This is a genomic window from Roseivirga sp. (assembly GCF_965216855.1).
In the GTDB taxonomy this organism is placed as follows: Bacteria; Bacteroidota; Bacteroidia; order Cytophagales; family Cyclobacteriaceae; genus Roseivirga.
In genome coordinates, this window is sequence record NZ_OZ244204.1 from 1,599,540 (window position 1) to 1,620,830 (window position 21,291).

A 21,291-nucleotide genomic window follows, 5' to 3' on the forward strand; every position below is an offset into this window, starting at 1 on the left:
AAGGCAAGACTTTTGAGACAGCCCTTTCTTATTAAGCTTTTGTAACTAGGCTTCTAATGCCGCTACTCCCGGCAACTCCTTACCTTCCATATATTCCAGCAAAGCACCTCCACCTGTTGACACGTAGGAAACATCATTTCCATAACCCAGGGTATTCACAGCGGCAGCTGAATCGCCTCCACCAATCAATGAGAAAGCACCACCCCTGGTCGCTTCAACAATAGCATCAGCTACGGCCTTAGTGCCCGCGGCAAACTTAGACATTTCGAATACTCCCATTGGACCGTTCCAAAGGATGGTTTTAGACTCCTTGATGCTTTGGCTAAATACCTCAGCGGCTTCCGGTCCGATATCAAGACCCATCCAGCCATCAGGGATAGAAGTATTCATGCAAATCTGAATATTTGCGTCATTGCTGAAAGCATCTGCGATAACGGAGTCGATTGGCAACATGAGATTTACACCAAGGCTTTTGGCCTTTTTGATTAACTCATTGGCCAGATCAAGCTTATCTTCCTCTACCAGCGAATTACCAATTTGCCCGCCAATAGCCTTAAAGAAGGTATAAGCCATACCACCACCAATCACCAGGTTGTCTACTTTTTCCAACAACCTTTCGATGATGAGAATCTTGTCAGAAATCTTCGCACCACCCATAATGGCCGTGTAAGGCTTTTGTGCATTGTCCAGCACTTTCTGAGCATTATCCAGCTCAGCCTGCATTACAAAACCACAACCTTTATCTTCGAAATACTGAGCAATGATTGAAGTTGAAGCATGCGCTCTATGTGCTGTTCCAAAGGCATCGTTGATATAAATATCACCATGAGCCGAAAGTTTCCTGGCAAAATCCTCATCACCCGCAGTCTCTTCTTTGTAGAATCGCAGGTTTTCCAGCAGCAGGATGTCACCCGGTTGCAATTGAGAGGAAAGTGCTTCCGCCTCATCACCAATACAGTCAGTAGCAAACTTAACAGCTCTACCGAAAACCTCTGACAGATGAGCCACCAGGTGCTTCAATGAAAACTTATCTTCTGGTCCCTCTTTAGGGCGTCCCAGGTGAGACATGAGTACAACCGCACCACCTTCATCCAGGATTTTCTGAATAGTAGGAACGGCTGCTTTTATTCTTGTATCGTCTGTTATATTAAAATCACTATCTAAAGGCACATTGAAATCCACTCTGATGAGTGCTCTCTTGCCTGAAAAATCAAAGTCGTTGATGGTTTTCATAGGTCAATCTTTATTAGCGGTTGCTCTTTTTATTCTGTCGTTAATCGCACGTCCCAAACCATGGTTGGGCACGTACTCTGTGAGTATTGTTTTAATATTCGGTTTTTGATCCAGCAATCTCAAGGCTGAGAACAAATTTCTCGCAGCTTCATCGAGATTAGCACTTTTAGACAAAACCACCTGATTTTCAGCCGGAATGTCTTTCAGCATTGTATCAAAAACAATGGTTCCAAGTTCAGAAAAATCACTGACCCTGGTGAAGTCGAACCCATTAATCAATTCAATCGATTTACCGGGTGAGTAATGGCTTTTCAACATGCCTGGTGCAGCAGGCGTAGAACTGGAATGTTCATTGACTTCTACTTCTCCGATCAGGGCTTCTATGTCTTCCACGGCCAGGCCTCCCAACCTTAAGACACGCGGTTTTTCATGAAGAAAGCTAACAATGGTAGACTCTACTCCCACCCGGCAGGTACCTCCATCGAGGATATAACTCACCTGATTGCCCAATTGCGCCTCAACATGTGCTGCCTCTGTGGGACTGACATAACCGAAAGGATTGGCACTTGGAGCGGCCAAAGGAAACTCAAGAGAGGCCAGCAAGTCTAAAGTAAGTGGATGTGAGGGAACCCTCACAGCCACAGAATCAAGACCTGAGGTAACCAAATCGGGCACAATCGCCTTTTTCCGAAGCAGAATAGTCACCGGACCTGGCCAGTAATTGGAAACAAGCTTTTTAGCTTGCTCTGGTATTTCTTCCACAAATTGACTGACCCTTTCCAGGCTATTCACATGAACTATCAATGGATCGAAAGAGGGTCTGTTCTTGGCCTTGAATATCTTGGCTACGGCTTCTTCATTCAGGGCATTAGCCGCCAGACCATAGACGGTCTCGGTTGGAATAGCCACTAACTCTCCTGCTTCCAGGAACTGTTTAGCTTGTACTATGTCAGTACCAATTTGTGCCACTATTGCATACAATTTTGAGCTACTGCCTCTGCAGCGCCCTCAAAGTTTAATTCCTGAGCCTTTGTCAGATACTCACAACCTGTAGTTCTGTTATTCAAAGCTACTTCGGCCAAACCCAACCAGTAATAAGCCTCTCCGTATCCCGGATTCATTTCAATGGCCTTTTTCAGATCATAAATAGCGTCATCTGAATTATTAATTCTCAACTCAGCTTTTCCCTTGTTCAAATAGAGTAGCGCATTATTGGGGTCCATTCTCAGCGCAAATTCAAAATCGAAGAGTGCGCGGTCAAATTCATTGTACTTGAAGAGTATTGCTCCTCTGTTTACATAAGCGTCTACCACATCTGGTTTCAGGTTAATCACATAGTCATAGTCCAGCATGGCCTCATTATCTCTTCCCAGGATTCTAAAGGCATTGCCTCTGTTAAAGAAAGCCTGGTACTGAGTGGTATCAACATTGATGGCAGTGGTGAATACTTCGATCGATTCGTCCAGCTGCCCGAGCCTCAACAGGGCCACTCCTTTGGCATTCAGGGCCGTGTAGTTTTCCGGGTTCTTGTCCAGCGCAGCATTGAGTTTTTTAACGGCTTCAGGATATTGCTCGGTTGCCATCAGGTTTCTTCCTTCTTCAACCAGTTCTTCTTCAGATGGAGAACAGGCCATAAAACCCTGAACCAAAATAAAACCAATAATAATTCTGCTAATGTACTTGCCCATAGTTCGTGTTTGAGGGCGTAAAGATAGCAGTACTAAAAGAGTTGGGAAAGATTAATTGCGTTGAAGAATAGCTCGCCTTACTTCACTTCTTCCTTTATAGGTGACACGAATCAAATAAATGCCGTTAGATACGGGATTTCCATAGACATCAGTACCATCCCAGAAGAATTCATTTTCTCCAACAAAGCCCAGATTACTGGTTATAATCCTGACCTGACTTCCTGATGAATCATAAATCCGGATCACCACAAACTGAGTTTCCGGCAAGACCAGTTTAATACCTACCTGATCTGAGAATGGATTCGGGTAAAGGCTTTCAAAGACAAAGTCTGATCCCACATCCAGCGGTTCTTCCGGAGTAACATTGGGCAGTTGGGTGGTGTACATACCATGACCATGAGAGGCCACTACCATTTTACCGTCAAACCTTCGGTAGTCTATCATGTTAATCACTGACTTGCCAATGACATCGGGAGATTCTTCGAACCATATCGTATTGCCTCCATCAATAAGCAAAGATGAATACAAGCCTGTACTAGTAGCCGCAAAATAATGACTACCTCCTTCAACCGGCACAATGGTTACCCATCTGACGGAAGGACCATTCCCTGAACCATCAGGGTTCTCTTCCAGATTGCCAGAGATATCCTGAAAGGTTTGCCCACCATCAGTACTTCTGAAAATACTCGGCACACCGTAGTTGGAGAAAGAAACCACCAGATGGTCTGCATCGGTAGGGTCTACAGAAATATTGCGGATGTAGGCGTTTTCAGGGAAGGCAGCACTGGTTATTTCAAAGACATCATACACATCTGAATGTGCATTGAAGACTTTAAAAAGCTGACCATTAGAGGTACCGTAGTACACGATATTCCTTGGCTGGGTAGAAACCTCCACTGCTGAAATAATTCCCTGATCAATCTCGGTTCGATCCAGGCGAGTCCAGTTTACCCCAGTGGGTGTTTGTGACCCGGAAGGGATTTGTGAAAGGTTCCGGTTGAACCAGATATGATCTCCACCAGCCAGGTACATGCGGTTGGCATTATTTGGATCGAGAATATATGGATTCACAAAAAGGTAGGGTTGCGAGGGATCAGAACCTCCACCAATGGGATCTACTCTGGCGAAAGAAGTTAACTGTCCCTGTGCATTGAAAGTCAGTCTGTAAATCTGAGAGTTTTGGAATGACATGTAGTAGTAAACACCGAAAGGAGTGGTTTCTACAAAGCCACCATCACCCCCGATAATCCCCAGACCATTGGGGCCCTCACTAAAGTCAGTATCAAAGGTGAGAATAGAGCCATTGTCCTGTGTACCACCAATGGCAAAATCATCTTCAAAGTATTGGCTATACCCGGCCGAATAGAATTGGGTGGTCACAAAGCCATTGTTGAGTGAAGTGTACTCTACTTCATCCGCCAGGTTGTTGTTGGTTAGGAAAAGCCCTCCGTCATTGGCCGAAATCATCTTATTCGGATCGGATTGCAGGAAGAGAATGTCATGCTGATCAGGGTGATGTTCCGGATAAAGGTCAGGCTCATTCTCTCCATCATTCGGGTTATAACCTCCTATCCAGGTGGTATTTCTACGGCTTGAAAAGCCATCTGTTGACCGGTAAAGGTTGGTTCCTCCGATGTAAACCACATTCGGGTCGTTCGGATGAATACCTATGGCCATATTATAAGAAGACTGTGATTCAAAGGCTTCGATATCACTGGAACCGTCAGGTACATTGGTAGAGAAACTAATAGCTCCTGAAGTGACCGAATATCTCCAAAGTCCATAACCTGCACTTCCCCGGTCGGCCAGAAAATAGGCTATCTCCGGATTAGTCCTTGAAGTGGTGATAATGATTCTGCGGCTGAAAACATTGGCCAGATTCAAGACCCTGGTCCAGGTAACTCCATCTTCTGAGCGATAAACTCCTGCCAGAGGTGACAATGCCTCCGGGTCATTGGTGGCAGAGCTTAATGAGGCATAAAGCACACCGTCAGCTGCCCGATGAACATCGGTATAAAAAACTGACTGGATATTATTCAAATCGGTACCAGCCGGAGCTCCCAGTAGATCGGCACCTAATACTGTGGTCCATGACTGGCCTCCATCGGTTGATTTCACTATTCCCCCAAATACAGCAGCATAAACTTCATCCTGTCCGTTGTTGAGCCCGGTGGCAATGTCCCAGACATATTGAAAAGGTGAACCAAATGAGCCAGGTGAATTGATTTGCGTGCTGGCCAGTGGCTGCCAGGTTTCACCATTATCATTTGTCTTAAAGATACCATCACCGCGGAAGGGTGCTCCCGGTGCTCTGGCGGAATTCCCCACCAACTCACCAGTTCCATAATACCAGGTATCCTCTTTGCCAGGTCGGGTATCTTGTGCAATAGCCGTTACACCCTGCACCTGACCGGCCTCTCCTTTTCTCGACCAGGTAGTACCCAGATCAGTAGATTTCCAGATACCTCCGGATACCCCTCCGGCCAATAGAATATTTTCATCACGAACATCCATACCCACGGCACGGGTTCTTCCCCCGATATTATAGGGACCAATTCCCTTCCAGGTATTCATTTGGGTTTGCGAGGCACCTGCCTTTTCAAAACGGGTACGGAGTATCTCGTTTTGAAACTCTACCTGACGGGCATAGGTCAGTTCCTTTCTTCGGATGTCTTGTGGCACGGACCCGGAGACCGGATCGACAATCATCTGCTCCTCATAGTCTGCTCTTGACTGCACATTCCCTTCCTGAAAGAAAGAGGATTCAGGGTTTTCCAACTGAGGAAGCTCCTGATGTGCCGGAATAAACAACAAGCCTGTGCAAACCAGAACGTAAACAACAACTGAACTGAGTAGAAGAAAGGAGAGTTTGGCTTTATTCATCGGTTAAATATAACGCTGGTATTGGCTCAGAGTACAGTCAAGTCTTATTAATAATGCTTAATTCTAATGTTTTGTTTACCATTCTCTGAATAGAGTCATTGGCTTCTGTTAAGTTATGCACTTCCTGCAATTCAATCCACTTCATATCTTTCGCTTCATGGTTAAATTGAAGAGCCTCTTGTAAGGTAGCTATGACCAGAAACCTAACATCATAATGATCATGAGCCGGAATACCCTTACGCTCAGGAATCAAATGAATGTCTATATCGAAAATTTCCCCGTTGAATAGTCTTATGTCCGTCAAACCGGATTCTTCCCTAACCTCTTTCAGGCAAACATTTTGAAGATTGGCATCTCCATCGGCATGCCCTCCCAGTTGCAACCATCGGTCGAGCTTAGCGTGATGGGTCAGCAGACAATGGGTCATCTCAGGATTAACGATCCAGGCAGAGGCTGTAAAGTGAGCATGTAGCAGGCTTCTTTCGAAACAGTTGTCGTGGTGATCAAGCAAAAAAAGCATTCTTTCACGGAATGCCTTTTCTGATTGGTTCATCGGCTCATAAGCCGATAATTGATTTCTTAATTTCGTTCTGTCAGAGTTCTGAGATAACGACATTGGCTTTATTCAGCTTTTTAGGTTCCAGGTCTGAGATAATCTCACCTCCTCCGGCATTGGTTTTATCTCCCTTAATTACTTTGACATAATACTCTTTCTTGTCGAGCTTTTTAAAAGTAACGATGCCTTTCTTATTGGTCATCATGGTTTCCTGAACCGGATTGGTTTCATTTCTATAGTCGTTGGCGTTGGCATAAAGGGTCACCTTGGCCCCTTCCATGACATTCCCCAACTCATCTACTACGGTTATTTTCAATTTGGTATTAAAAATCTGGGCCTGGGCCTCCTGCTTCAAGCCGAAAGCTGCCACACTGAGTAATGCGATTAGCAAATACTTTCTCATGTTTTTCATGTTTATGATTCAAAGACTTTATCGAGCAAATCCTGAAAAGGTTCTGCTACTGTATATTGACGATCCTGGTAGACATTTGCCATGAATTTTATATAACTGGGCTTTCTGTCTACATCAATCTTTTCAATCAGTACGTTTCCGAATCTCTGATTGACAAGTTGACTTTCCAGGTCTTCCGAAATAGGCTTCAGATACCATTTCTCGATGGTTTCTTCATGATTCTCCTTATCCAGAATTCTCCGGTCACCCTGAGCCAGTTTATACCCGTTCTCCAGCACTTTATCTTTCAGGTAGTCAAAAATATTTCTGAAACTTTCTTTTCCGATAGCCTGATTATAGCTCACCGCAAAGCCATTGGCATATTTACTATCCAGCAAATGCACATCGATTTCTGAAAGTATGCCCTGCTTTTTGAGGTAGTAGCCTCTTTCGATTTCCCGAAGCAGGTCACTCTTCTCTGTCCCAACCAGCCAAAGTTCATAAGCCTCCAGCTCCTTCTCAGATCGCTCCAGCATTTCATGAATATATGCGGCCTTCGAAGCTTGCTTCCCAAATAGTTTCCCTACTACATCATCGAAAAAACTCATGGCCCAAAGGTAAGGATTAGGCAGAAAGGAAACGACTTATTTATGACTTCTGGAAAGCTTTAGGTAGCCGAATTCATTGTAGTGTAAATCGCCATGATCTATCAATTCTGAGAGTACTTCCAGAAATATAGATTTGTCTGAAGGGTCCAGTATTTTGATCAGTTCCTCTTCATTGAGGTCATCATCCTTTTTCAGCAACTCAAGTAATTGCTTTTTATAATGCGAGCGGTGATAATCGTCCTTTTCATGCTTATGTCTTCTGAGGCAGTTATCGCATACCTCACAGTTCTGGTAACCGGTTTCACCGAAATACTCCAGCAATAAACGGGTACGGCAGACCTCTTCTTCGTGGAGATAGGAAATAACCGCTTCCATTTTCCCCATCTTCGACCTGCGTTTAGACTGAAGGGCCTTCTGGTCAATGGCTAATTGATCAATAGCCTGTTTCGGAGTAAGAAAACTGAGCTGTGGCAACTCTTTCTGAGGAACATACTCAACCACCTCACGCTGATCCAAATGGCTTAGATTGGTTCTCAGCTGCTGCACTGAACTGCCCAGCAAAGCCGCCAGGTTATTTTCCTGAAGCGTGACTAAATTCTGATATAGCTCTCCGCCATGCAGTCTGAGCAATGCCTTAATGAGTGGATCGAACTGTGCATTGGCTATCTGAAACTCATACATCTTTCGCTGGTCAATACTGAACCTGAGTTTACTCGGACTGAAGAAGGCTTCGGACAAATGAATCAGACCTTGCTCCTGCAAAACTTTCAGGGCATTGAAGATCTCCAGCGGATGTCTTTGGAAGCGTTTGGAGAACAGCTCAAAGTCGAAGTCAAAGCTTTCCTGAGGCCAACTCCCCACGGCCAATTGGAAGTAATTACCCAGCATTTGGTAAACATCCCTTAGCGTATCCACATCAGGGAGAGACTGCTCTGTCTTCTTTCGTAATCTTTCTACATCCGGCTGATTGCAGATAAGTACAGCAAAGGCCTTTTTCTCATCACGCCCGGCTCTTCCGGCCTCCTGATAGTAGGCTTCGAGATTATCGGGCAGGTCCATGTGAGCCACAACTCTCACATCAGGCTTATCGATTCCCATACCAAAGGCATTGGTAGAAACAATGACCCGGGTTCTGTTATGAATCCAATCTTCCTGTTTAATGGATCGCTCCTGAAAAGTAAGGCCGGCATGATAGTAATCGGCAGATATATGATTTTGCACCAGCATTTGGGCGACCTCTCTGGCGTGTTTACGGGTACTTACATAGACCACAGCCGAGCCTCCCACCTTCTGCAAGACTTCCAGTAGCTTTCGCTCTTTATGCTCCTCAAAACGAACTGAGTAGGACAGGTTCGGTCGGGCAAAACTCTTGGTAAAGATTTGTGGATTTTTAAACTCAAGCTTCTCCTGAATATCTTTCCGCACTCTGGGAGTGGCGGTAGCCGTTAAAGCCACCACCGGAGTTTCGGGCAGCAAAGTTCTGAGTTGAGCAATTTCGAGGTACGCTGGTCTGAAGTCGTAACCCCATTGCGAAATACAGTGAGCTTCATCGACTGCCAGCAGACACACCCCTCGTTTATCAACTACCTTCCTGATCCGCTCTAGAAAGAGCTCCGACTTCAGCCGCTCCGGTGAACAGTAAAGAAATTTAAGATCAGAGTTGGCCGCATTATCCAGCAGATAATCAATTTCTCTTTTCCCTTGCCCGGCATGTAGGGCTGCTGCTGAGATACCTCTTTTCTGTAGCTGTGCTACCTGATCTTTCATCAGGGCGATCAGTGGGGAAATGACCAGGCATAAACCTTCCATGGCCATGGCAGGCACCTGAAAGCAAATAGACTTACCTCCACCTGTTGGCAGCAAGGCCAGTACATCCTGCTGATTGATGACAGCCTGAATAATTTCTTCCTGCAAAGGACGAAAGGCTTCATAGCCCCAGTACTGCTTCAGGATGTCAATCGGCTGATTCATAAAGATGAAATTATCAAAAACAAGCTAACCAACATGCCACTCATTGAAATCTGTAAAAGCTTAGGCTATAAAATGTATTGCAGGAGGATGTAAACCAGTAGTAATAATGAGAACATGGCTCCATGCGGTAACATGACATGGTGCCAAAACATGACTCTGAATAATCTCTTCAATCCACCCGAATGATACGATGAACTCCAGGAAGCCCCAATCTGCAGGTTATCAATCGAGCCGCCCTTTTCCCTCATAAAAGCTTCGATCTCCCAAAGCCTTTTGTAGTGGGCATACTGGAAAGTCTTCCATGAAGCTTCGATAAGCCAGAACATGAGACTGACCAATGAAGCAAAGAGAATGATCATCCTGTTGTCAGTAAAGGCGCTGGAACCTGCTATGGCTCCTGCAATAGAGACACTCCATGCCTTTATGGTCAGCGATTTGGAGTCGAAAGACTCTATGACAGACTGTAAGTGAAAGTACTCCTTTTCGATGGAGTCATATTTCTTTTGCGTGTTGTCCATTTTTGACCTTTGTTAATGGTTTACCAGCTGGGCTTTTCCTTATTGAGGAAAGCTGCAATTCCCTTCTGACAATCTTCAGAAGCACGGGCTTTAGCATTCTGCTCAGCAGCATAATCCAGTCCTTCTTCCAGTCCCATTTCCTGTACCGCAGCAATCATTTGCTTGGTGAACTGCATGGACTGACCTGAGTTCTTCTTCACCAGCTTTCTGGCAAACTCACTGACTTTTTCATCAAGCTCATCGGGCTGAACCACATGATTGATCAGGCCGAAGCCTTTCGCTTCCTGAGCAGTGATCAACTCACCGGATAGAAGCAACTCTTTGGATTTGCCTTCACCGATTTTTCTTAACAGGAAGACCTTAACAATGGCAGGAATAAACCCGATACGAACTTCGGTGTAACCAAATTGGGCCTCCTCAACTGCAAAGGAGAAATCGCAAACAGTTGCCAGACCACAACCTCCGGCAATGGCATGTCCCTGAATTTTGGCAATGACTACTTTAGGATGAGTATATATCTGGTAGAAGAGTTCCTTTAAATGACTCGAGTCGGCCAGGTTTTCCTCATAAGTATTTTGCTGTAGTTGTTGCAGGTAGGCAAGATCGGCACCGGCACAAAAAGCGGAACCTCTGGCAGCCAATACAATTACCTTGACTGAGTCATCTTCGGCTGCTCTGGCAAAGGCCTGTTTTAATTCACTCACAACCCGTTCATTCAGCGCATTGCGCTTATCAGGCCGGTTGAGTGTAATAGTGCCTATTCTATCTTTTACTGTGTATTCAACAAAGTTCATTTTCTCCATAGACTGCTAAAATAGCCATTGAAGGCGACAACATGCATATTGAGGCTTTTTTCCTTTGCCAGTTTCATCAAAGTATTTTGTGTCCTGTAGGAGTTAGTGCGATCCACAACGATTTGGCCGGAATGGCTGAAGGCCTCCAGTTCCTCTTCATTTTCAATGGCATTATGGGAAATCACCAGTACATCAGGAACAATGGATAAGGCTGATTTACTGCGCACCTTTTTATTCAACCAAAGCACTGACCGACCATGAATAACAGCCAGCTCACCAAATTCAAAGCTGGTCTTCACTATTGGCAGGTTTTGATCGTCTACGGCCTGCCCTGCCAATAGTCGCTTACCGGAAAGATTGAACTGCTGGCTGGCCTTATCTGCAAGAAAGGAAGAGTCAGCGATTAGGCTGAAGTTAAACCCGGACCTGAGATCAATAGCCGACTGGCCCGAGACATCGAGCACACTGACTTCATAAGTGTTGACATATTCCTTCCAATGAGAAATTTGGGAAACAGAAAAGGCCAGGGCCAAAGCGATGGCATACCTCAGCATTTGCTTTTTCTTGTTCACCCAAAAGGCAATAAGAGCCAGTAACAGAGCATAGATTATCCAGGTATCAGCAATGGAAAAGTAGATCCCTTCAATCGTGCTACCCGGGAATCGGCTCACTCCTTCCACTGTCTGATTAACCAGAGTTACGAACCACGTCAATGCCTTCCCTATCCAAAAGTCCAACGCAGGTAGCCAGGAAAGGGCCAGCAACAGAAGGCCACAGGACAGTATGGCAAATGCGGCCGGAATAATAAAGAGGTTGGAAATAAGAAAGTAGCTCGGAAACTGATGAAAGTACAACATACTCAAAGGAGCTGTAGCTAGTTGAGCTGCAATAGAAACACAAGTTATCGCCCAGGCCTTATCCAGCAACCAGAACCGGGGCTGCCAGAGTTGATAAAGCCTCGGCTGAAGAAAAACAATACCAAATACAGCCAGAAAAGAAAGCTGAAAGCCCACACTCATAATCAGGTAAGGGTTATAAATCAGGAGCGCGAGGGCAGAAAGTGCCAGGGTATTGTAGATGTTACCTTTCCTGAACAAGGCTCTACCCATGGCCACAAAAGAGAACATAGTTACTGCTCTAAGAACCGAAGGAGCCAGTCCGGTGAGTAAGGCATAGGCCCAGAGAACCGTCAGGCTGATGAAGAACATGGCCCACCTGTATTTTCTTTTATGCCAACGTAAGCGCTTGAGCAGCCAAAAGAGCATTCCATAGATAATTCCCACATGTAAGCCTGAAACGGCCAAAACATGCATTGCTCCGGTAGCGGAAAAAGACTGAATGAGCTCATTATCCAGATCGTCCTTCACTCCCAATACCAAGGCCAGAACAACGGCTCCCGCTCTTGGGTCAGGAACATACTGTTTAATCAGGCTCACTGCTTTCTCCCTGATATCAATGGCCATTTCCTCCAATTGGTTAGGAGCTTCATTTCCGATAGGCTCAAACTCATCCCCTATAAATTGCTGATAGCGGATATTTTGATAGGCCAGGTAATTGGCATAATCGAAAGCTCCGGGGTTGGCGGGAGGTTCAGTGGTTTGAGGAGAGCCTTTCACCCAGATCAAATCTCCGTACCGCAGACTCTCTGCCAGCTCCTGAGCAAAATAGGCATTGACCCTGCCGACCGCTGAAACCCAGGAACTATCGCTATATACCTCATAGACTTCTATCACGGCCCTGATGGACCTGGCCTTTTGTTCTGGATCGGAAATTACCTGCGCCTTATAAGCCAATATTTCATGATCGATCGAAGAATCTTCTATCAGAAAAAAGTCAAGCCGATAAGCTCCCAGGTTAAACAACAGCAGAAAGCCCAACATGGCCAAATAGCGCTGGTTGCGAAGTGAATACTTCCGCATAAGCCAGAGATAAACCAGAAACAGAAAACCTAAAGCCCAAGCCGGCAGCATGACGGTTTCGCCAAGGTAATGACGACTGACAATGCCCAGAATAAAGAAAAGGCTAAAACGAAGGAAGGGATACCGCTGAAAGATCATGCCTGTACTTTTGCAGATTGAAAAACTTTTCAGCCCCTTTATTAACCACTGGTCACACTTAAAATAAAGGCAACGATGGCTTTATGCTTTCATCAATTTAGAGTTTTTAATTCAGGCAAAAAAACGATGGAACTCTTTGAATACCTTTCAGGCAATCCTACTTATAAACTGGATGCGGTGATGAAGGAATACACACTTCCTAAGGGTTACGCGATCTATACTCCCGGTGCTTTCACTCATTACATCTATGAGATTGTACATGGAGCAGTGAAGTTGGGGAGTTATGGCCATCATGAACAGAAAGTAACCTACGATGTACTGACAGCTCCGAATACCTTCGGCAACCTCCGGTACCTGGATGGTCAGTTCTTCGAGTTTGCTGAATCCCTTATGCCCACTAAGATTCGTGCTTATCAAAGAGATTTTTTCAAGAGGATCATCGTGGAAGATCATTTCGCTTCCGAGTGGTTCAACAAAAGCGTGGTCAGAAGATGGTGTGTGGCGGAAACCCGTTTGTTCAAAGTGAGGGCATTGGATAAAAAGGAGAATCTAAAATCGGTCATGAATGAGCTAAACGTACAAGTTGTTGATGCGCATGGCCGGCAACGAACCTTGCTGGACGAACTCAGTATGCAAGACCTTGGTGATTTAACCGGTATGACCAGACAAACGGTTAGCACCCAACTCAAGCAAATTGAAACAGAAAGGGTAAAAGCACGTGCCATATAGCACTCTATGCTTACCCTTTCTTCCATTACCTTTCTTTCTCTACCTAATCCTGTTTAAGAATCCCAGGTAACAAAACGCCATCAGGTGCCTCGAAATCCAGGCCCAATAGCGCAGCAATTAATGGAGCCACATCTTCAAGCCCCATCACATGTACAGTTTTGCCGGTCTGTACTCCGGCACCGAAGGCCACAAACCCTGTCTTGATTTGTTCAAAGTCGGGGAAGTATCCGTGGGTTCCTCCACCACCAGACACAACATCATTTCCTCTGGCTGAAGAAGACATGGCTACACCAGGAATAGGAGCTATAGCCAGTGCCGCATTAGGGTCGGCACCCACCTCTTTCAGTTCTTCGCGGCTCACTACTCTGAAGAGCTTCCTGGTCTTCTCTGGTAGGTTGGCCAAAACCTCCTGCACTTTAGATACAGTAGCTTTATCTTTTGGATCTTTCAGGTGTAAAAAGGCTGCTGCTCCTGATGTATGAAAAGCTGCCTTCCACTCTCCTTTCATCTTATCTGCTGTGATTAATCCGGCCTGTGCCAACCAAACATTAGGGGCGAGTCTTGTATGTACATCGACAAAGCCATGGTCGCCTGTGATGATGATTGTTGTCCTTTCTGAGATTCCTGCGCGTTCGGCTGCCTCCCATATCTTACCAATAGCCCTGTCTGCCGCTGCCAGAGCAAAAGCTACCTTCTCCCCTTCTCTGCCTCCTTCATGCTGAAAGTGATCTGTTGCAATAAGGTGGAGACTGATGAAGTTGGGCTGATACTTTTCCAATACATAGGCAGCCATTTCCCCCGTTCTGTCTTCACGGTTCATATAGTCACCATTGAAAGTGCTTTCATTAAGTTTACCGGTTACTTCCAGTTCCAATTCCTCCAGAAATCCATTAGGAACATCTTTGTCCCGCATCGGTTGAATTCGATTATAGCCACCTTCCAGATACCAGAATTCCGGAAGGTTATAGTCTATAGGTGCATCGACAGAAACCGGCCAAATGAAAGAAGCAGACTTTAAGCCCTTTGCCCTCACTGCGTCCCAAAGCGTAGGCACCTGAATTTGGTTCTCATACCAGTACCAGGCACCCGTTTGTCCATTTATTTCAAAAGGAGAATTGTAGTAGATACCATGCCGGGCAGGTTTTGCTCCCGTCACCAATGTGGTGTGCGATGGATAAGTCACTGTAGGGAAAACACCTCTGACGCCTTCGGCTTTTACCCCATGCTCAGCCATCCACTTGAGATAAGCAGCAGGCCATTGAGTTTCCATATAAAAATCAGGTCTGAAGCCATCTATTGAAACCAGAACTACATGATCTGTCAACCTCTCCTGAGCCTGAGCTACATTCAGCCCGAGGCATACTATTACGATTAAGAATGCTTTTTTCATAAGTTTTTATTGATGTAAAAAGCAGGTAGCCACCAGAGACTACCCGCTTAACACTATGAGCAGAAGATTACTGTTTATTGTCCAAATGTATATTTAAGGCCTAACTGAAGTCTCCATGGGGTTCCTCCAATAGGTTCATTAGCCGAACCTGTTTGTACCGAATAATTATAGGCGTTGGTATTAGGATCGAAACCTGTGATTCGCATGATCTCACGGTTCCTGCCATATTCATGTGTATTTCCTTTAGACTTATTCAGGAAGTTGGCAAAGTTGAACAGGTCGGCAGAGAATTCCAGTCCATGACCTGATGGCAAACTGAACTTCTTGATCAATCTCAGGTCCACATTGGCGAAGAATGGATTTTCACCCGCATTTCTCTCTGCGAATTTACCAAAGCTAGCCTGCAGATAGTCCTTGAAATGCTGAGGCACATCCGGATCGTTTAATATCTCCATGTAGCCATTTCTTACTGCTTCCGGGGTACTTGGATCATTCGGATCGAAAATATATGCCTGATCATTAGACAGGTTAAAATCACCATTCGCACTACGGTTATTATTATCTACTACAAAGTTGAATGGTGTTCCACCTGTTCCCGTAATAGTAGCTCCTAACACAAAGCCATAGAATGAAGGAGTAGCTGCATTTACCACAAGCTTCTGCTTGAAATTATTATCAGAGAAACCAAAGTTCAAATCCCTTGGATCACCCTCAACAGGTAGGAAAGTAGAAGTGTTAGCCACACAACAGTTATAAGAGGAGTTGTCTCTTGCTCTGTTCCATGTAAAGCTGGCATTCACATAACCATCTTCACCCACTCTGGCCGAACCTGAAACAATAATGGCCTGCTGCTTAACAATACCATCTGATTCCAGTACCAGAGTTCTTCCTACCTGATCAGAAATTCTACTGTTCGTCCAGTCAGTAATTCCACCTGATGTAATGGTATTGGCCGGAACAAATACCTCTCTTCCCTCCGGAGTAACGAAGTAAGGCTGTGTCACCAGGTTAGCCTCCTGATAGACATAGTTGTTAGTGGTTTTGCTGGCAATAAAGTTGACGGAAATCGAGTAGCGATCATTGAAGTAGTGGGTATAGTCCAGGTTAAACTTGGCTATGGTTGGTACTTCGAAGTCATCACCCACCGCATTGATTGTACTAAATGGTGTTTCACCAGCCGGCACACCAGGTACAGTACCCGGATCGTTTCTATAAGCATTAAAATCGGGTGTTGGCACATTGGCACCAGTGACATCAATGGCCCCCAGTAATGTTCCTGAATTCTGGATGTTATTCACCTGAGCATAATAGTGAGGCTGTGAATTGAAGATACCTCCCCCAACTTTGATCACATCAGTATCTTTGCCACCTACATTCCATATGGCCTGAAGTCTTGGCTGGATATTGTCTAAATCCTGAGGCTTATTATCAGTTCTGATACCAAGTTCGCTAAACACTACAGGGTTGAATTCGGCAGCATCGCTGAAGATAGTTGCATCCCATCTCACTCCTGCAGTCACATCAATATCGGGGTGAACCTTAAACTCAGCCTGGGCAAATAATGAAAGATCATAAACCGTCTGCTTCACTATTGGTAAACCTTGCAAAGGCACTTCCCTGGCATAGCGGCTTGGTGTTAGGTTTTCGAAATCATCCAATGAATCGAAAAAGAACCTTCCGTTTTGCTCATTAGAGAGCAGCGTTTCCAGGTAGGTAATCATATTGTCTGTGCCCACTGTGAAGTTCACCTTTCCTTTTGTCAGGTAAGCTGTATTGGTAAACTGAAGCTGGTTCTCAAGGTTGGTCTCAGGTGTAAATCGCTGACCTCCCAGTTGAACGGTAAGTGTTCTGTTAGAGCCATTCGGCAGAACGGAATTCACATTCACAATCGCTCTTGGAATGTTGGCAGAAGGTAACAGTGGACTTGTCTGGAAAGCTCGCTCAGCATGTTGATACTGTATCTTAAATTCATTGGTGAAATTCGGATTGAATGCAGATCTCAAAGAAACTCCCAGGGTATTTTCCTGTGATTCGAAGTCAGACCAGCTTTCTCTTACTTCAATGCTTGAGTTATCACTGGTATTAAAAGGGTTAAACCATTTGTTATAGTTGTTTCTGATGGTCAGTCTGTGTATATCATTCAACTGCCAGTCTATTCTGGCAAAGAAGGTGTTGGCCTTGGAGCTTCTTTCGAATTGACCTACTTGTTGTTCATTGGACAGACCATAGCTTGAACGGGCAATCTGAAGGAATCGATCGAGATTGGCCTGAGTAATTCCCAGCCTGTTCTCATCGTCAGCAGTTCTGATATCAGCAATAAATAAAGGGTCGGTTGCATCCTGCTGCTCATACACAGCAAAGAAATGCACTTTATCCCTGATAATAGGTCCGCCTACACTTAGACCATACTGAGTATTGCTGAACTCTGCATCTCTTGGGTTCTCGCGAATATCCAATTCATTCTGAAGGTTTTCATTACGATGAAAAACAAAGGCACTCCCGGTAAATTCATTGGTTCCTGACTTTGTAACTGCTTTAATGGAACCTCCACCCTGACGTCCCTGAGTTACATCATAGTCATTGGTAGATACTTCAAAGGTTCTGATTGCTTCTTGTGAAATAGTATAAGGGCCACGACCAATCTCCCCAGCGGTCAGTGTATTTCTGGCATTCAAACCATCGATAGTAATGTTGGTAGATGTTCTACGCTGTCCTCCGAGGTTGATTCCTCCACCACCCTGAAGTGGCGACAGGCTGACCAGATTGGTAAAGTTTCTTCCTTCTGAAGGAAGGTTCTGAATCTGTCTGGCATCAATCAGGGTTCCTTCTCCCTGTCGGTCGATCGAAGTTCTCAATTCATTTGCTTCTACCACGAAGGTTTGCATCTCGGTTACCGACTCCACCAGCTCAAAGTTAATTTCCAGCTGATCGCGCTGGCTAATAGAGAAGCCCTCTTTCTTTTGGGTTCCGTAGCCTACAAAGGACACTGTAATTTCATAAGGTCCTCCCAATGGCACTTGTTGAAAACGATATTCGCCTTCTGCATTGGAGAGTGTTCCTGTCTGGAAACCGGTAGCCGTATTCTTCAATAGTACAGTCGCCCCCGGTAAGGTAGAAGAGTCATTGGTTTTAATCACTCCTCTGATATTAGCGTCTGTTGCCTGAGCCATTATGTTCTGGCAGAAGCCAGTAATGACCAAAAGGAACAACGCTAAAACGCTCGTTCGTAGTTGGTTTGGATAATTATCTAGTCTCATAAGGATAGTATTTGGACCAAAACTATCCTGAGCTCATCAGCCGGGTTTGTTAAAAATTAACAATGCCGATGCTATTAACATAAACTTAAGAATACATGCATTATGATTAATGCAGTGATAACCTTTGAGTAAAATCCAGTTGATGATTTGCCTTCCCGTATGAATCAGGAAAGCTCCGAATCATGTCTGACCTTCTTCTGCATTTCGAAGTGATCAATACCTACTTCATCGAATATTTCGCCCACTTTCTCAAAGCCAAAGCGTGAGTAAAGCCCCATGGCGTCTACCTGTGAGTGCAGGTAAATGAGCGTGCCTTCCGGAAGATTTTCCTTGTCGAGGTATCCGAGAACGGTTTGCACCAGTCTCTTACCCACTCCGAGACCACGGAATTGATCGAGCACGGCAAAGCGCTCAAGCTTGTAGCCCTTAGGGGTAACTCTAAAGCGACTGGTTCCTGCAGGCTCTCCCTTTACATAGGCAATGAAATGAGTCGACTCATCATCAAATTCATCGAACTCTTCCTCTTCAGGACAATCCTGCCCTACGATAAAGACTTCTCTTCTGATGTCGAAAGCAGCCTTAAGCTCCTCCTGATTCTCGATTTTCTTTACTCTGATCACTTTTCTTTGTTGGTTTGTCGTATGCGTTTATAATATCCTTTACCAGTTTATGTCTTACAACATCCTTTGTATCCAGCTCTACGGTAACAATCCCCTTAACCTTGCTCAGTAAACGAACCGCCTGCGCCAGTCCCGAATGCTGATGTCCCGGTAAATCGACCTGAGATTTATCTCCGGTAACAATCACCTTCGAGTTAGGCCCCATCCTGGTCAGAAACATCTTCATCTGCATAGAAGTGGTATTCTGAGCCTCATCGAGCAGTACAAAAGCATTATTTAAGGTTCTCCCCCTCATGTAGGCCAAAGGAGCTATTTCAATAATGTTATTTTCCTGATAGAATTTCAACTTTTCTGATGGAATCATTTCCCCCAGAGCATCATAAATGGGTCTGAGGTATGGATCTATCTTTTCTTTCAGGTCACCGGGTAAAAACCCGAGGTTCTCTCCGGCTTCTACGGCCGGCCGGGTAATAATGATCTTCTGTACTTCCTTGTTCTTCAGGGCTCTTACCGCCATGGCTACAGAGATATAGGTCTTTCCAGATCCTGCCGGACCAATCGCAAAGACCAGGTCATTATGGTGTACTGCTTCTACCAGACTCCGCTGGTTTCTGGTTTTTGGTTTAATGACATTGCCACGATTGCCATATACCAGTATATCATCGCCATTGTCTTTGTCGAGATAGCTGATTTCGCTTCGGACATAAGACTTTACACTTTCCTGCGTAATTTTTCCGTACTTATGGTAATGCTTAACCAGCGACTGAACAATATCATTAATCTGTATAATCTCCGAAGCACTTCCCTTAATGAGTAATTCATTGCCCCGAGAAACGATCTTACTTTTAGGAAAAGCCGAGGCTACTTCCTTGATATTTTCATTTCCTACACCGAGGAAATCGACCATTGTAATATTATCTAGAGTTATTAGTTTTTCTACCAAATTTCAGATCCTTCTAAATGATTGTCTAAGCTTAAATTTTCGATAATTTTGCTTTCACTAAATTATAGAATTAACGCCAATAGTCACTTATGACCCTTATCACTTTCACATCAGATTTCGGACTGAGTGACCATTATGTGGCGCAATTTAAGGCGAGAATCTTCACTGCATATCCAGAGGCCCGAATAGTTGATATTTCGCATGAAATAAAGGCCTTCAACCTCGCCCACCTTTCTCATACCTTAGGTTCAGTCTTTCGCGACTTCCCTAAAGGTACAGTGCATTTAATTGGCGGAAGTTCCCGACATGACAATCAAAGTGACTATTTGGTCGCTCAAATTGACGGACACTTGTTTGTTGCTCCAGATAATGGGGTGCTCAGCCTGATCTCTGATCAACCGATTCATGAGGTTTACAAACTACAGGCTGAGAAGAATGCATACCGGGAAATAGCCCTGGCCGCTGCCCGTCTGGCAAAGGGTGACAGTCCTGATCAGTTGGGTTCAGCTACCACTGAATTCAAACAATACCTGAAGAGAAAATCGAGGGCTACGAAGAAAGAGATTTCAGGCCATGTTATTCATATCGATCATTTCGGCAACCTGATTACCAATATTGAGAAAGTGGATTTCGATATCCTGAGCAGAGACAGGAACTTCACGATCTACTTTGCCCGTGAAAAACAAAATGAAGTACAGCGGCAAATGACGGAAGTCGATCCGGGGGATGTTTTCGTCATGTTCAACAATGAGGAAAAGCTAATGATCGGTATTAATCAGGGAAGCGGTACTCAGTTATTGGGGCTGGAATACGATAGCCCTATCACCATTCAATTTGAAGACTAATGCTGGTAAGAATTGTACGAATGACTTTTCAACCGGAAGAAACAGCCTCTTTTCTGGAGCTGTTTCATGCCACTAAAGAAAAGATCAGGGGCTTTGAGGGCTGTCTGCACCTGGAGTTAATGCAGGACTATAATCAACCGAATATCTTTGTTACTTACAGTCACTGGACTTCTGAAGAAAGACTGAATGCTTATCGCCATTCTCCACTCTTCGAAGAGGTGTGGAAAGCGACCAAAGCTAAGTTTGCCGATAAGCCCATTGCTTTTTCTTCGAGAAAGATGGTTGAGGTCTAATTCAATTCCTGTTTCGGGCGTCATTCTGAACTCGATTCAGAATCCTTTTATTGGCAGTACTTAGGTGCGGAGCCTGAAATAAACCTGCCTGCCGGCCAAGGCAGGTTCAGGGTGACGATTACATCAATTTTCCTTTACCTCAAGGTTGTTTAATAAAAAATCTTTATTCATTTTTGCACACCCAATTTCAAGGAGGAAATATTCTCCGAATGCCTAGGTGGCGGAATTGGTAGACCTGCCTTTGTCGGCAGACAGGCGCGTTTCCAACGCGTGAGTTACGGCAGCAGGAATACTAACCAAAACTGAAAGCATTAATTGATCAGCCTAGGTGGCGGAATTGGTAGACGCGTTGGTCTCAAACACCAATGCCTTCGGGCGTGCCGGTTCGACTCCGGCCCTAGGTACAAAAGCCTCGACTCAGTCGGGGCTTTTTCTATTTGTGCCATGCTTGCCAGTGAATCTACCAACCCTTTAATGTGAATTATTGAGCACCCTCCACTAAAGTGATAATGGAA

At 44.9% G+C, this 21,291-nt stretch carries 18 protein-coding genes and 1 tRNA gene; 4 read left to right on the plus strand and 15 right to left on the minus strand.

Going from position 1 to position 21,291, the window contains the following annotated elements; genetic code table 11:
• Positions 1-45: 45 nt before the first annotated feature.
• The 11 genes from ACOOEY_RS07210 to ACOOEY_RS07260 all read right to left on the minus strand — a co-directional run bounded on the left by ACOOEY_RS07210 (position 46) and on the right by ACOOEY_RS07260 (position 12,699).
• Complete coding sequence (locus ACOOEY_RS07210) at positions 46-1,233, minus strand: phosphoglycerate kinase (protein ID WP_420387998.1); 1,188 nt, start codon at positions 1,231-1,233, stop codon at positions 46-48.
• Between the two features lie 3 nt (positions 1,234-1,236).
• On the minus strand, positions 1,237-2,214 hold the full coding sequence (locus ACOOEY_RS07215) for an L-threonylcarbamoyladenylate synthase (protein ID WP_420387999.1): 978 nt from the start codon (positions 2,212-2,214) through the stop codon (positions 1,237-1,239).
• Positions 2,202-2,921, minus strand: a complete 720-nt coding sequence (locus ACOOEY_RS07220; protein ID WP_420388000.1) for a tetratricopeptide repeat protein — start codon at positions 2,919-2,921, stop codon at positions 2,202-2,204. Before ACOOEY_RS07220 ends, ACOOEY_RS07215 begins: the two co-directional genes overlap by 13 nt.
• Positions 2,922-2,972: 51 nt before the next feature.
• Positions 2,973-5,804: a FlgD immunoglobulin-like domain containing protein gene (locus tag ACOOEY_RS07225; protein ID WP_420388001.1), complete on the minus strand. Its 2,832-nt coding sequence runs from the start codon at positions 5,802-5,804 to the stop codon at positions 2,973-2,975.
• A gap of 37 nt (positions 5,805-5,841) precedes the next feature.
• Positions 5,842-6,420, minus strand: a complete 579-nt coding sequence (locus ACOOEY_RS07230; protein ID WP_420388002.1) for an NUDIX hydrolase — start codon at positions 6,418-6,420, stop codon at positions 5,842-5,844.
• Positions 6,398-6,763, minus strand: a complete 366-nt coding sequence (locus tag ACOOEY_RS07235; protein WP_420388003.1) for a carboxypeptidase-like regulatory domain-containing protein — start codon at positions 6,761-6,763, stop codon at positions 6,398-6,400. Before ACOOEY_RS07235 ends, ACOOEY_RS07230 begins: the two co-directional genes overlap by 23 nt.
• An 11-nt stretch (positions 6,764-6,774) precedes the next feature.
• A complete protein-coding gene (locus tag ACOOEY_RS07240) occupies positions 6,775-7,359 on the minus strand; it encodes a hypothetical protein (RefSeq protein ID WP_420388004.1) in 585 nt (194 codons plus the stop codon).
• 36 nt (positions 7,360-7,395) lie between these two features.
• Positions 7,396-9,330, minus strand: coding sequence for a RecQ family ATP-dependent DNA helicase (locus ACOOEY_RS07245; RefSeq protein ID WP_420388005.1), 1,935 nt, complete (start codon positions 9,328-9,330; stop codon positions 7,396-7,398).
• 65 nt (positions 9,331-9,395) lie between these two features.
• Positions 9,396-9,848 (minus strand): hypothetical protein, encoded by a 453-nt coding sequence (locus ACOOEY_RS07250; protein WP_420388006.1) that lies wholly within the window; start codon positions 9,846-9,848, stop codon positions 9,396-9,398.
• A 20-nt stretch (positions 9,849-9,868) separates the two neighbouring features.
• The gene (locus ACOOEY_RS07255; RefSeq protein ID WP_420388643.1) at positions 9,869-10,642 is read right to left on the minus strand and encodes an enoyl-CoA hydratase/isomerase family protein; all 774 of its coding nucleotides are present in this window, start codon (positions 10,640-10,642) and stop codon (positions 9,869-9,871) included.
• The gene (locus tag ACOOEY_RS07260; RefSeq protein ID WP_420388007.1) at positions 10,639-12,699 is read right to left on the minus strand and encodes a ComEC/Rec2 family competence protein; all 2,061 of its coding nucleotides are present in this window, start codon (positions 12,697-12,699) and stop codon (positions 10,639-10,641) included. Before ACOOEY_RS07260 ends, ACOOEY_RS07255 begins: the two co-directional genes overlap by 4 nt.
• Before the next feature lie 126 nt (positions 12,700-12,825).
• Between ACOOEY_RS07260 and ACOOEY_RS07265 the strand changes: the two genes are divergently transcribed.
• Entirely contained in the window at positions 12,826-13,428 is a 603-nt protein-coding gene (locus tag ACOOEY_RS07265) for a Crp/Fnr family transcriptional regulator (RefSeq protein WP_420388008.1), read from the plus strand.
• 43 nt (positions 13,429-13,471) lie between these two features.
• Here the strand turns inward: ACOOEY_RS07265 and ACOOEY_RS07270 are convergent, their stop codons facing one another.
• The 4 genes from ACOOEY_RS07270 to ACOOEY_RS07285 form a co-directional block, all read right to left on the minus strand.
• Entirely contained in the window at positions 13,472-14,818 is a 1,347-nt protein-coding gene (locus ACOOEY_RS07270) for an alkaline phosphatase family protein (RefSeq protein WP_420388009.1), read from the minus strand.
• Positions 14,819-14,892: 74 nt separating this feature from the next.
• Entirely contained in the window at positions 14,893-18,075 is a 3,183-nt protein-coding gene (locus ACOOEY_RS07275) for a carboxypeptidase regulatory-like domain-containing protein (RefSeq protein WP_420388010.1), read from the minus strand.
• Positions 18,076-18,239: 164 nt separating this feature from the next.
• Positions 18,240-18,695 (minus strand): GNAT family N-acetyltransferase, encoded by a 456-nt coding sequence (locus ACOOEY_RS07280; RefSeq protein ID WP_420388011.1) that lies wholly within the window; start codon positions 18,693-18,695, stop codon positions 18,240-18,242.
• On the minus strand, positions 18,655-19,638 hold the full coding sequence (locus ACOOEY_RS07285) for a PhoH family protein (RefSeq protein ID WP_420388012.1): 984 nt from the start codon (positions 19,636-19,638) through the stop codon (positions 18,655-18,657). Before ACOOEY_RS07285 ends, ACOOEY_RS07280 begins: the two co-directional genes overlap by 41 nt.
• Before the next feature lie 89 nt (positions 19,639-19,727).
• Between ACOOEY_RS07285 and ACOOEY_RS07290 the strand changes: the two genes are divergently transcribed.
• The 3 genes from ACOOEY_RS07290 to ACOOEY_RS07300 all read left to right on the plus strand — a co-directional run bounded on the left by ACOOEY_RS07290 (position 19,728) and on the right by ACOOEY_RS07300 (position 21,180).
• On the plus strand, positions 19,728-20,483 hold the full coding sequence (locus tag ACOOEY_RS07290) for an SAM hydrolase/SAM-dependent halogenase family protein (protein ID WP_420388013.1): 756 nt from the start codon (positions 19,728-19,730) through the stop codon (positions 20,481-20,483).
• On the plus strand, positions 20,483-20,776 hold the full coding sequence (locus ACOOEY_RS07295; RefSeq protein WP_420388014.1) for a putative quinol monooxygenase: 294 nt from the start codon (positions 20,483-20,485) through the stop codon (positions 20,774-20,776). Before ACOOEY_RS07290 ends, ACOOEY_RS07295 begins: the two co-directional genes overlap by 1 nt.
• 322 nt (positions 20,777-21,098) lie before the next feature.
• A tRNA-Leu gene (locus ACOOEY_RS07300) sits at positions 21,099-21,180 on the plus strand.
• Positions 21,181-21,291: the final 111 nt, after the last annotated feature.